At 59.9% G+C, this 12,336-nt stretch carries 8 protein-coding genes; 3 read left to right on the top strand and 5 right to left on the bottom strand.

Going from position 1 to position 12,336, the window contains the following annotated elements:
* Positions 1 to 44 precede the first annotated feature (44 nt).
* The 3 genes from JQR87_RS09265 to JQR87_RS09255 form a co-directional block, all read right to left on the bottom strand.
* The gene (locus tag JQR87_RS09265) at positions 45 to 2,159 is read right to left on the bottom strand and encodes an ATP-binding protein (RefSeq protein ID WP_407290727.1); all 2,115 of its coding nucleotides are present in this window, start codon (positions 2,157 to 2,159) and stop codon (positions 45 to 47) included.
* A 331-nt stretch (positions 2,160 to 2,490) separates the two neighbouring features.
* Complete coding sequence (locus tag JQR87_RS09260; protein ID WP_407290728.1) at positions 2,491 to 5,076, bottom strand: sensor domain-containing phosphodiesterase; 2,586 nt, start codon at positions 5,074 to 5,076, stop codon at positions 2,491 to 2,493.
* Positions 5,077 to 5,243: 167 nt separating this feature from the next.
* Positions 5,244 to 6,170: a LysR family transcriptional regulator gene (locus tag JQR87_RS09255; protein ID WP_407290729.1), complete on the bottom strand. Its 927-nt coding sequence runs from the start codon at positions 6,168 to 6,170 to the stop codon at positions 5,244 to 5,246.
* A 112-nt stretch (positions 6,171 to 6,282) separates the two neighbouring features.
* Between JQR87_RS09255 and JQR87_RS09250 the strand changes: the two genes are divergently transcribed.
* Positions 6,283 to 6,708: a VOC family protein gene (locus JQR87_RS09250; protein ID WP_407290730.1), complete on the top strand. Its 426-nt coding sequence runs from the start codon at positions 6,283 to 6,285 to the stop codon at positions 6,706 to 6,708.
* 10 nt (positions 6,709 to 6,718) lie between these two features.
* Here JQR87_RS09250 and JQR87_RS09245 read toward each other — a convergent pair whose 3' ends face one another.
* The gene (locus JQR87_RS09245; protein WP_407290731.1) at positions 6,719 to 7,543 is read right to left on the bottom strand and encodes an AraC family transcriptional regulator; all 825 of its coding nucleotides are present in this window, start codon (positions 7,541 to 7,543) and stop codon (positions 6,719 to 6,721) included.
* 366 nt (positions 7,544 to 7,909) lie between these two features.
* Between JQR87_RS09245 and JQR87_RS09240 the strand changes: the two genes are divergently transcribed.
* Positions 7,910 to 8,362, top strand: coding sequence for a hypothetical protein (locus JQR87_RS09240; RefSeq protein ID WP_407290732.1), 453 nt, complete (start codon positions 7,910 to 7,912; stop codon positions 8,360 to 8,362).
* Here JQR87_RS09240 and JQR87_RS09235 read toward each other — a convergent pair.
* Positions 8,359 to 9,999 carry a Na+/H+ antiporter gene (locus JQR87_RS09235; RefSeq protein WP_407290733.1) on the bottom strand — a complete coding sequence of 547 codons (1,641 nt, stop codon included), beginning with the start codon at positions 9,997 to 9,999 and terminating at the stop codon, positions 8,359 to 8,361. The two genes, JQR87_RS09240 and JQR87_RS09235, sit on opposite strands and share 4 nt — an antisense overlap.
* A gap of 509 nt (positions 10,000 to 10,508) precedes the next feature.
* Between JQR87_RS09235 and JQR87_RS09230 the strand changes: the two genes are divergently transcribed.
* Positions 10,509 to 12,239 (top strand): tannase/feruloyl esterase family alpha/beta hydrolase, encoded by a 1,731-nt coding sequence (locus JQR87_RS09230; RefSeq protein WP_407290734.1) that lies wholly within the window; start codon positions 10,509 to 10,511, stop codon positions 12,237 to 12,239.
* The last annotated feature ends 97 nt before the right edge of the window (positions 12,240 to 12,336 follow it).

Raw genomic sequence — 12,336 nt, 5'->3', positions numbered from 1 at the left:
AGCCAGCATGATGGCTTCCGGCTCACCGGGCTCGCCTTTGCCCTTCAACCCGGGTTCGGTTTGGCCGGCCATTGTTCGTCCAACGCGGCTGAGACCGTTTCTGCCAGATGTTCGAGTGCGAACGGCTTTGTCATCATGCTCATACCCATCCCGAGAAACTCCGAGCGAATCGAGGCATTCTCGGCGTAACCGCTGATGAACAGAACCGGCAGACCTGGCCGCTTCTGCTGGCAGATCTCAGCTAATTGGCGGCCATTCAGACCGGGTAATCCGACGTCGGTTATCAGCAAGTCCAAGCTACTCAGACCATCGAGTAAACCCAGCGCTTGCTGACCCTCTTCAGCAATGTGCACCAGATAACCCAAGTCTCCGAGCGCAGCGGCGAGCAACAGGCGAACTGAATCGTCGTCTTCGACCACGAGGATAGTCTGCCCTCTTCCGCTGGTGACGTTCCTTCGCGAGGTGGTTGAAGACACGTCATCCACTGATGTGTGCGCCAAAGGAATATGCAAGGTTATCGACGTACCGGCCCCCTCCTGGCTGTTTACCGCGACGAAACCGTTGCTCTGCTGAACGAAGCCGTAAACCATCGAAAGGCCCAGCCCCGTGCCCTGACCCAGCGGCTTGGTCGTGAAAAACGGTTCGAAGATTTTGTCCAGCAAGGCCGCAGGAATGCCTACACCCGTATCCGCTACCCTGATGCTGACGTAGCATCCTTCCTGTCCGTTAAGGCGCATCGCCTCCGCCGCATCGATGTCAACCCGTGTCGTAGCGATTATCAGAACGCCGCCATCCGGCATTGCATCACGCGCGTTGATGCAGAGATTCAGCAATGCGTTCTCAAGCTGATTGGGATCAACCAGTGCAAGGCCGGCCTTGTCATCGAGCTGAACGTCGAGCCTGATGCGCTCAGTCAGGGTTCGCCTGAGCAAGTCGCACATTGACGTGATCAGCGGGTTGACTGGAACAGCGCGTGCTTCCAGCGATTGGCGACGGGAGAAGGCCAGCAGGCGCTGGGTCAACGCTGCCGCTCGGCTGGCGGAGGTATGGGCCGCCGTCATGTAACGGTCCAGATCGGCGTACTGCTGTCGGCCTATACGAAGGCGCATCAGGTCCAGCGCACCGATTACACCGGTGAGCATGTTGTTGAAGTCGTGTGCGATACCGCCGGTAAGCTGGCCAACCGCGTCCATCTTCATGGAATGCCGCAGCTGCTCCTCGGTTCGGGCACGCTCGTGGCTCTCCAGCTTCAGCTTTTCCATTGCTTCCTGCAGTGCTTGGGTTCGCGCCTCGACCTGGTCTTCAAGGTCGTCATTGAACCGCCGCAGCGTTTCTTCGTTCTGCTTCCCGGCGTTTACGTCGACAACGGCCAACGCAGCGCCTATCACCTGCTGCCGGGCGTCGTATAACGGCACGCCACTGACTCGGGTCCAGAGTTCGCCTCCTTCGTCCGGGAGGTAGCGAAAGTCGACACCAGCCACTTTTTCGCCACGAAGCACGCGAGCGCCTACGAACTGATCCCGCGCGATCGGTTGTCCCTGGCTGTCCACTCCCAACCACCGCTCGGCATGTTTCCCATCTACCGAAGGTATCATCTGGTTTGGCACGTATCGCTCATACGAAGGATTGCTGAGGATGGTCGCGCCACTTGCATCGATCAGGCATATGCCAATGGGCAAGTGCTCGATCAGGCTTTCAAGCATCAAGCGTCGTTGGCCCAGTTCAAGCAAGCGACCCTGTGTTGCGAGGTGGCGCCCGCGAGAGCGTGAAGCCATCGCAACGGTGCTGAGCAATGACGCCGGTGCCAGCGGTTTCTCCAATACAATCAGATCTGTCACAGACTCAGGCATCCGTGACTGGAGTGAGTGGAGCCCCGCGCGCGATTCGATCGGCTTCTCGACAACCACAACAAAGGGAACGTCCGTCCAATCATTCTGATTGCCCGTGGTAGCGGGCATCATGTGTGTCGACACGAAACTATCCGTAACGATCACAGCGCCTACCTGGCCGTCCAGCTGGCCGAACAGGTCATTCTCATCTGTGCAGAAGGAGATCGAATACCCCTCTTCAACCAACAGCTGGACCGTTCGGGGGTGTTCGATGTCGAAGCCTGTACCGACCAGCAGCCGCTTGGTCTCTAGGGAAATATCTGCAGTCACGTCAGAACTCATCTGGCTGGCAAGGGGCTATGATTACTGGGTTCAATGTCAGTCGCTGCGGCAGTTGCGTCCGGTGGCAGCACTGAAAAAGGCGCAGCAGCCACTACGGGCTGGAACAAACCAAAAATTGGCGATCGCGGAGAGACGACTTGGCCGCCGCGCATGGACCAACCAAATCGTAATGTTGAACGTTGGGCCTGATGGTACAGAACGATCTCGAGTCACAGAAGGTTCGATACGTCGCCGTTCGGTCATGTTGCGGTTGAAGGATATATAGCGAAGCAGACGACACGGCCTCTTTCCGCCCCGACATCCGGACAGGTGCGACTAATCAACTCGCCCGCCGGTCAAGGATGTAGTCACCGAGCTTGGCGAGGGGCATGGGCTTCGCGAACAGGTAGCCCTGCGCCTCATCGCAGGCCGAGCGCATGAGCTGCCGCAGCATATCGGCGTCTTCTACTCCTTCAGCGACGACGCGCATGCCAAGTGAATGGCACATCTCGGTCACCGCCTTGATGAAGTCAAGACAGCCGTCGATCTTGGCTGTTGGACAAAGGAAGGTTCGATCAAGCTTGACGACGTTGATCGGGTATTGCCGCAAGTAGGCGATGCCAGCATATCCGGTGCCGAAATCGTCTATTGCAAGCCGCACGCCGATGGCTCCCAGGTTCTTCAGAAGCTCATGCGACGTGTCGGTGTCCTCGATCAGCCCGGATTCGGTCAGCTCCAGTTCGAGACAGTGGGTATCCATCCCGGCCGCCTGCAGTGCCTGGCTGACGTCGCTGCACAGCGTCGGAGACTTGAGCTGAACGGGCGACACGTTCACCGACAGCATCAACTCGGCCCCGGTGCGTTCGGTTAGCTGCTGGATATCCTTGCATGCCTGGCGCAAGACCCAGTTGCCGATCTTGAAGATGAGCCCGGTCGCTTCGGCAATCGGTATGAAGACGCTCGGCGAAACCAGCCCCTTGCTCGGGTGGTTCCAGCGGATCAGTGCCTCGACGCCGCAAGCTGTGTCGTTGTCGAGACAGATGCGTGGCTGATAGTGCAGAACGAACTCGTTTCGCTCCAGTGCTTCGCGCAGGTCGAGTTCAAGGGCCATTCGGTTCTTGGTCTCGATGCTCATTTCCGCCGAGAAGATCTGCATTCCGGTGCCGCCTGCGTCCTTGGCTCGATACATAGCGATATCAGCGTGCTGAAGCAGTTCGTCAATGCTCGTGTCGGGGTCGGGATACAGGCACATGCCCATCGATGCGGACGGGTAATAGCGGGTGCCGAGCACATCACAAGGCAGCTGAATTGCGTTCAATAGATCGTTGGCGAGCAGTTCCGCCGAACGAATACCGTCAGGCAGATGTGCCACCACGACAAATTCGTCCCCACCCAGACGCGCCACCAGATCGCCGGACGGCAGCGCCTCGCGCAGGCGATGAGCAATCTGAACCAGCAACACGTCCCCGTAGCCGTGACCCATCGAGTCGTTCACTTCCTTGAAACGATCAAGATCGATCAGCATGATCATTAGCTGCTGGCCTTCGGGTATGAAGTTGACCAGCGCCCGCAGGTGCTCGTTGAGATAGGTGCGGTTGGGCAGACCCGTCAGCGAATCATGGGTCGCCATGTGATGAAGCCGATGCTCTACCTGCTTGCGGTCGGTGATGTCGGTCAGTCCGCCGGACCATTCTCTCATCTTCCCCTGGTCGTCGAAGATCGGCACTGCATGGCCGAACATATGCCGATACTGACCGTCAGCCCGGCGGATGCGGTACTCCGCGCGCTTGTTGGTATAGACCGAACGCATTTCCTCGACGACGACCTCAAGCTCAGGACGGTCTTCCGGATGTACGGCTTCCAGCCAGCCTTTACCTTGCGACTGTTCAAAGGTCTGCCCTGTGAACTCAGCCCAATCCTGCTGCGGCTCGACCAGGTCGACCTCTGGAGAAGCTGACCAGACCAAGCTGTTCGTCGCCTTGACCAGCCCCCTGAAGCGGCGCTCATTGGCAGCCATTTCTCGCTGCGCGCTGGCACGCGCCCGGTTGGCGCGCTCGCGCTGTACCACCAGCGCAGCGGTGTTGGCCAGCAGAGTGATGCCCTCCTGCTCCTGCGATGACGGCGCTGCGCAGGTGCTGCTGTAACAGGCGATCGTACCCATCACCTCACCGTCCAGCGAACGGATGGGCGTAGACCAGCACGAACGCAGACCATGTTCGAGCGCCTTGTCTCGCAGCTGCTGCCAGGACGGATCGGTACTGATATCGACCGTAATGCTGGGCTCGCCAGTATGTACGGCCACACTGCAGGTGGTTACATCCGAGCCTGCGTCTATGCCATCGAGCGCGGCGACGAAATCCGGAGGGAGGCTCGATGCTTCGACAAAGCGCAGCTTGCCATCTTCGTCCAGCCGCATGACTGCGGCGCGAATCATGCCAGCAGATTGGTTCTGTGCGGATCGGGAGAGTTCAACCAGTACTTCATTGAGCGGTGCTCCGGACACAGCCAGTTCAAGCGATCGCATTTGCCCCTGTGCAATGGCTTCGGAGCGGCGACAATCGGTAACGTCCTGGCTGACGAAGTGCAACGCCCGGAGCTCTGGGTGGGCCGTGGAGCGCCCCGTTACGCTGACCAATTGCACGCCGCTTTCGCCTACCAGGACGCGGCATTCGAAGCGCACCTCATCGCCCGTCGAGAGCGCAATCGCCACATGCTCGGCGACCGAGTCGCGATCCTCAGGATGAATGTGCTCGAGAAACTCGGTGAGCGAGGTACTGCCCAGCGAACAGGCGTCCAGCGCATGGGTGACGGCTTCGACCGTCGCCCGCGTATCGTTCAGCGACTCGTCCAGTTCGACATACCACTCCAGTAGTCCGGCTGACTGCAGCGTGAACGCAAGACGCGAGCGGAGATCTGGCTGAGTCATGCGGTAATCCAACCTGTGGTAAGTGCCTTAGGGCTTTGACCTCTATAGCAGGTCGCTGTTCTTCGTGACGGCCGGACGCGCAGCGATTGTCTGCCTTTGTCTAGTAATCAGGCTAGCGCATGGGTAGTTCGGGCCCGCTCAAAACCGACCCATTCCCGACGTTCGGCTCAGGTTTTCCGCGTAATAGCGTCTATTCCCATGCGCAACTCGCCAGATGAGGACACCTCGTGTTCCATCACCTCCAATACGCAACAGCGAAACAGCTGCTGCACCGGCAGTCTCCGAGCACTGTGCCGTGCGATCAGGACCAGTTCCCGGTAGAAGGTTGCCTCGCCCAGCCGCAGAACCCGGACGGTCGGCGCCCGTTCGAGCCACAACCCGGCCTCCGGCACCAAAGCCACGCCCAAACCACAGGCGACCATCTTGACGATGGCATCCAGTTCGTCGAGCTCAAGACCGGGACGGACGTCCAGATGGTGTTTACGGAGGAACTGACTCACCTGCCGGCCGCCAAACGAGCTGCGGTCATACCGCACAAACGGCTGCTCGACCAGCAGCTGCAGCGGATCGTTCCCAGGTACGTCCAACGGTGCGATGAGCACGAACGGCTCGCGCTTGATCAGTTCGGCGTGAAGTTCCTTGGGCAGCGCGAACGGCGGCCGAATCATCACGGCCAGATCGATCTCACCAGCATCGATCTGCGCGAGCAGATTCAAAGACACGCCCGGTACCAGCTTGGGCGCAACACCAGGCGCTTGCTCCAGCAGACGGAGCAGTACCCGAGGCAACAATCCGGTTTGCACCGTGCCAATGGCGCCGATGCGCAGCTCACCTTGGTAGTCGCTGAGCGAGTCGGGCTGGCCCATCAGATTGAAGGTTTCGAGAATCTGCTCGGCCAGAGGAATAGCCCGCAGGCCGGCCGCATTAAGGTGAGCGGAGCGACCGGTTCGATCGAATAGGCGAAGGCCCAGCGCCTTTTCAAGGTTACTCATTTGCGCGCTGACTGCAGACTGCGTCAGCCCGACACGCTGGCCTGCTGCAGCGAAACTGCCACACCGGGCAATCGCGAGAAAGGTTTTCAGTTCACGAATCATAAGGTCTTCGATTGATCGAAATTTTCGAGGCTCGACTCAGAAGATATGCGCTTTAGGCTGCCACGCCAAACGGGCAAGATGTCGTACGCGCACATAACAGAAGGAAGCCCTGATGAGCCTCTCCCCGTTCCACCTTGCGATACCTGTATACGACCTGCCAGCCGCGCGCCGCTTCTACGGTGAGGTTTTTGGCCTCGCCGAAGGTCGCTCGTCCGAGCACTGGGTCGACTTCGACTTCTATGGTCACCAGCTGGTGATCCACGAACATCCTCGCACCGCTACTCAAGAGGCCGCACACACCAATGCGGTGGACGGCCACGACGTCCCTGTCCCGCATTTTGGCATCGTGCTTAGCTGGCCCGAATGGGAAGCCCTGGCCGACCGCCTGCGCGCCCGCGGCACCCGGTTCGTGATTGAGCCCTACGTGCGATTTCAGGGACAAGTGGGCGAACAGGCGACGATGTTTCTCTTCGACCCCTGCGGCAACGCTCTGGAATTCAAGGCGTTCAAGGACATGAGCCAGCTATTTGCCAAGTGACGATGCGGGCCTATGCATTTGCCGCGGCCTGCCATTCTCGCGGACTTGATCCAGTCTTGCGGCGGAACGCGCGGGCCAGCGCCGATGGACTGTCGTAACCTACTTCATCGGCGATCAGCGCAATCGGCCTTCCTTCGCGCAGACGCTTTTGCGCAAGGCTGATCCGCCAGCTGGTGAGGTAGTCGGCAGGCGTCTGACCGACCACGGCACGGAAGCTGGCCGCGAAGCTGGCACGCGACATGTTCGATTCGGCCGCCAGTTCAGCCACTGACCATGGGCGCTCTGGTTCGGCGTGCATCAGCGTTAGCGCGCGAGCCAGGCGCATGTCGGCGAGCCCAGCCATCATCCCGGAGCTCATGGTCTGACTGGACATCAGATGGCGCAGCATCTGTACCATGAGCAGCTCGAATAAACGTCCCATGACCGCTTCACGCCCGCAGTAGCTGGCAAATGCTTCTTCGAAAAGCCAGGCCAGCGCGCCGTCGAGAATCGGCGTTTTGGCGACCGGCAGCAACAGCACATCGGGCAAGGCCGCTGCGAGCGGGTTGTTCGCACCTCCATCGAAACGCAGCGTGGCGCATACCAGCCGCGCACCGTCCGACTCGCTGGCCAACATCCGGTGACGATACGGACGGGGAAACACCATCACAGTCGGCTCGGTCAGCCTCACCTCGCTGTTGTCCGCTAACCGCAAGGTCATGCTGCCTTGATGCAAGACGTGAATGTAGCCCACCTGATCAGCCGTTTCGAACGCTGCGACCCCGCATAGATCCCCGCTGTGATACAGGCCAGCGTGCATACCGAAATGGGTCAACAGGCTTGATAAGCGATCCATGTAATAGCCTCGATAAGACGATCAGTTGTTCATGTGGCGAAAATTCTCATCCAAACGGCGTCCCGCCTGTGCCCTTCTGTTCAGGCATCTGATGCAAGGCGCCTCGACGTTCCGAGCCGTTTTCCGTGCTGCTGCTTTGCTTGGCTGAACAACCGTCCGTTTTGCCTAGGTGCCTCGTGTTAGACAGGGCCCCCGGCGATCGACGACCGCCTGCCGGAGAAACTTTTCGTGCATTTGAGGCTAAACAAAACCCTCGACCAACCGATAACCCGGCAAGCCAAGCGAAGCGTGCCAGTTTAAAGCGGACAGCCGAGCGCGGCACCTATCTCGCCGGTTTCGTCCTGTTGCATGACGCAGCAGCTCGAAATGCGTGTTCTAACCCTGCAAACGGAAGCCCCTATCGTGCAACTCATCGATAACCGAGCGTTGATCAACGAAGCCCTGAGCGAATCCGCGGCGCTGACCGGCGGCCGTTTCGATCACCGCTACTGGTTGAGCAAGGTTACAGACGTGAAGTTGCTGATCATCTCCAAACCCGAAGTGCTCTTCGACCTGTCGGTCAAGGTCTACATTCCGCTGGCGCCTGGCCAAAGGACCCCGGTGACCTATGGGGACGGTTGGTTCAACTGGCATTTTCTCGGCAGCAAGAGCGCGGTGGTTACGATTGCCCGCGAGATCCTGTCGATTGCGATGCGCAACCAGAAAGCGCATTCACCTGTGCTGCAGGCCTGGCTGACCCAACTGGTGTCCTTCAAGCACAGCGACCATACGATCGCCGTGCTTGAACCCGAGCAACAACAGGATCTGGTCGGCCGTTAAGCGGTCTCGCCAGCCCCCAGCGCGGCCTCCTCATAGTCGAGTTCGCGCAGCAGGGTCTGCAGCATCTGCTCGTCGATCTCGTGCCGCTTTCTCATCCGGTACATTTCCTTGCGCTGCACGCCGATGGCCTGAAGGCGAATGTCTCGTTCCAGGGCCATCGTTTCACGGGCCTGGTTTTCCCGACCGTGATGATCCATCAACGCCTCGATGTCGTGACGGTATGACTCGGTGACCCGGGCGGTCACCTCGCTGCGCAGCAACGCGCTGTCCGCATCTTCGACCGGGTTGGCCTGCTTCCAACCCTCGAGCCAGCTGACCGCAGCCTGAGCGGCGAGCCGTCGCGCTTTCTTCAGCTCTTCTCGGTGTTCTTCGAAATCGTTGTTGGGCAGCTGTTTCAAGAAATACGGAATGCCCAGCGCACCCACCAACAACGACAGGATGATCACCGCGGCTGCCAGGAAGATCATCAGGTCCCGGCCCGGAAACGGCGTATCGCCGATCATCAGTGGAATCGAGAGCACACCGGCCAGGGTGATCGCACCCCGCACCCCAGCGACAGCGCTTAGCGCAGAGAACAAGCGAAGGGGTTTGGGCTGTACTGTCTTTCCGAGCAGGCGACGCACGCGCGCCTCGCTCCAGTGATAGGCGTAGACAAAGACGAAGCGCACCACCAACAAAAGTGCCATGATCGCCAGCGCGCTGAACACCAGCATTGGCATGCTGTAGCTCTCCTGCCCCGCCGCCTCCCAGACGCGCTCGACAATCCGCGGGAACTGCAAGCCCAGCAGCAGGAACACCAGGCCGTTGAAGCTGAAATCAAGCATTTCCCAGATGCTGCGGTTGAGGATGCGGGTGCTGGTCTTGACCGGCAGCATGTCGATGCGACTCTGCACCATCCCCGCCGCAACCGCCGAAAGAATGCCGGACATCCCAGCATGTTCAGCCAGGAAGAACGCGGCAAACGGCAGCAGCAGGATCATCACCACATAGGTCGAGGGATCGAACAGGCCCCTCGCTGTCATCCACTGTTTGGCCTTGCCCACCGACCAGCTCAGCCCCGCGCCAATCGCCAGGCCACCCAGCGCGATGACGAAGAACTCACCCGTTACGGTGACCAGCGAGAAAGAACCGGTGATAGCCGCAGCCAACGCAAACTTGAATGAGACCAAGCCTGTAGCGTCATTCATCATCGCCTCACCTTCAAGCTGGTGAGACATATGCCGCGGCAAGCGACCCTGGGCGATAGCGATCACCGCCAGCGCGTCGGTCGGCGAAAGAATCGCAGCCAGGGCGAAGCTGGCCCCAAGCGGAATGGCGGGCAGTAACCAGTGAATGAAATAGCCCACCACCACCAGGATGATCAGCACGAGCACCAGGGCCATGGCGGTCATCTCCGCACCGTGCTCGGTGAATTCGCGCTTGGGTATCTTCCAACCGTCGTAGAACAACAACGGCGGAATGAACAGCAGCATGAAAATTTCGGGCCGCAACTCAACTCCCATGCCGAACGGTGGAAGCGCCAATAGGCTACCCATGATGATCTGCAGGATGGGCAACGGCAGCGGCACGAGATTAGCCAAGATACGGCTTACGCCCACTGCGAGCAGCAGCAGGAAAATGAGGTAAAGCGTTTCCATTAGTTGAGCGGATCTCTACGAAGTAGGCGGGACATGCACGTATCGAATGCACTAGACGAAAGTATAGGCCGGGTTATGGATATAGCAGCGTCGTGTTTCATATCTATCCGCACTAAACAACGGATCACGCCGTCCTGCTTGATCCACTGGGAGACGTCATCGCGCTCTCGCCCCGTCACGCTCGAACGCGGCTTTATTCGACATCCTTCGCACCCTCTGTCGCAAAACGTCAGCGTTGCCAGACAGTGTGTCCAGCGGCGACGACATCCCACGTGATGATGTCTTGGATCATGGACTCGATTCGTATCGTCAGATGGCGCAAAGCGGAACGAGCGTCGCTGAGCTAGAGCAGCCGGACGCAGCTTTAAGACCGGTTATCGGCTGCCCCGCCATCTCAGGTTTCGCTGGCACAGCTTTAGCTCAGGTCAGCAGGCCTGAGCCAGTGTTCCTTGGGCATCACCTTGTGGCCTCAGCCACACGGGCATGACAACAAGAACAAGGAAACCCGTATGAAAACATCATCCCCTGCGCTGCACATTCGCAGCGTATTTCCACCACGACTACTGCTCGCTTGTCCTGCTCTTGTGGCGTTGGCGATTTCGGAACCGGCCATTGCTGCCAGCTGCAGCGAGCTGTCCGGCGCCCAGATCCCTGCAGCCGCAATCACGCTTCCGACGTCCGGTGCGCGAGTCACAGCGGCCACCCTGACGCCAGCCGGCGGCAGCGCACCGCAGACGTTCGGCCCGTATTGCGATCTGAGCGTGGCAATTGCTCCCATCGACCCAAGCGCGCCAGCCATCAGGATGCGCATCGTTCTGCCCGAACAGTGGAACGGCAAAGCGATGATGTATGGCGGTGGGGGCTATAACGGCATCGTACCCAACGTGACGGGTAATGTTCCGGCAGGGCCCATTGACCAGCCCACCCCGCTCGGGCGGGGCTATGCAGTGTTCGCCAGTGACTCGGGCCACGTCGCCAACCCGGTCAATCCCGGCGACTTCGCCTGGAATGAAGAAGCACTGGCGAACTACGGGCATGACGCGCTGAAGAAAACCCGTGACGCTGCGATGTACCTAATCGAACAGCGCTACGGCCGCCCGCCCGCTCACAGCTACTTTGCAGGCGGCTCGACGGGTGGCCGCGAGGCGCTTGCGGTGGTTCAACAATGGCCGACGGATTTCCAAGGCGCGATCGTCCTCTACCCGGCCTATAACGCCGCTGCACTTGATCTGCAGTTCGGCCGGATCACCCGCGCTCTGGCAGCACCGGGCGCTTATCCAAATTTGCAAAAGCGCTCGGCGTTGCTGGAGGCAGCCATGCAGGCGTGCGACGCGCTCGACGGGGCGCAGGACCGCGTCATCAGCAATCAGGCGGCGTGCAACGCCCGCTTCGATCCCGCCAAAGCCAAACTGAACGGACGACCGTTGCGCTGCCATCGCGGAGCCGACACCGGTGACAGCTGCCTGTCCGACGCCCAGATCAATGCGTTGAAAGTCTTCGATACACCGATCAGATTCAGCCAACCACTGGCCAGCGGCGAGCGAGGTTACCCCGGATTCAATACTTGGGGCAGCGATCTGGGCCGTCCTGGCGAAGGGTTACAGCTGGTGGTTAACCGCTTGGGTCTCAATACCTTGCAACCGGACTATCCGATGCCTGTGCACGGCACCAGTTTCGCCGACGGTGCGCCTTACCATTCCGGTTTCTGGGACGAGTGGGTGCGCTACTTCGTGACCCGCAACCCCGCTTTCAACTCACTGGAACTGGACCCGACCCAGCTCGGCCCCTGGCAAGCGCGGGTCGATGCGCTGTCGTTGCGCCAGGATGTCAATCAGACCGATTTGTCCGCATTCGCCGCTAACGGCGGGAAGATACTCATGGCGCATGGCACCTCGGACCAGCTCGTCAGCACCCGCGCCACGGCTGACTACTACGAGCGCGTTCAACGTGACATGGGCATCGGCAAAACACGGCATTTCATGCGCTATTACGAGATTCCGGGCTATGCCCACGCCGCCAGCACCGTATTCAATGCAGCCTGGGATTCGGTGACGGCGCTGGAGAACTGGGTCGAACAGGGCATTGCGCCCAGACGCCTGACGGTGACCGACACCGTAGCCGTACCCGGACGCACACGCCCGCTATGCAGCTACCCGACCTGGCCTCGATATCGTGGTCAGGGCGATGTGGATGTTGCCTCGAGTTTCGTCTGCGTGCGGAGCCGAATAGCCCGTCATTGATAGCTAAAGCCCGGCGCACTGGATATCAGCTGCGCCGGCACCTCGTCAGTCAATCGGGGGGTCGGCTTGAGACAGCAAACCACGAAGTGCACGGATA

Source organism: Stutzerimonas stutzeri (assembly GCF_051028275.1).
Taxonomy (GTDB): Bacteria; Pseudomonadota; Gammaproteobacteria; order Pseudomonadales; family Pseudomonadaceae; genus Stutzerimonas; species Stutzerimonas stutzeri_AS.
The sequence above is the reverse complement of the archived record's forward strand: the minus strand, read 5'-3'. Positions and strand labels throughout refer to the sequence as shown.

Bases quoted from the DNA above. Each gene is read 5' to 3' on its own strand.
- JQR87_RS09245 (WP_407290731.1), bottom strand. From the start codon at position 7,543: ATGGATCGCTTATCAAGCCTGTTGACCCATTTCGGTATGCACGCTGGC.
- JQR87_RS09240 (WP_407290732.1), top strand. From the start codon at position 7,910: ATGCGTGTTCTAACCCTGCAAACGGAAGCCCCTATCGTGCAACTCATC.
- JQR87_RS09230 (WP_407290734.1), top strand. From the start codon at position 10,509: ATGAAAACATCATCCCCTGCGCTGCACATTCGCAGCGTATTTCCACCA.
- JQR87_RS09250 (WP_407290730.1), top strand. From the start codon at position 6,283: ATGAGCCTCTCCCCGTTCCACCTTGCGATACCTGTATACGACCTGCCA.
- JQR87_RS09235 (WP_407290733.1), bottom strand. From the start codon at position 9,999: ATGGAAACGCTTTACCTCATTTTCCTGCTGCTGCTCGCAGTGGGCGTA.
- JQR87_RS09255 (WP_407290729.1), bottom strand. From the start codon at position 6,170: ATGATTCGTGAACTGAAAACCTTTCTCGCGATTGCCCGGTGTGGCAGT.
- JQR87_RS09260 (WP_407290728.1), bottom strand. From the start codon at position 5,076: ATGACTCAGCCAGATCTCCGCTCGCGTCTTGCGTTCACGCTGCAGTCA.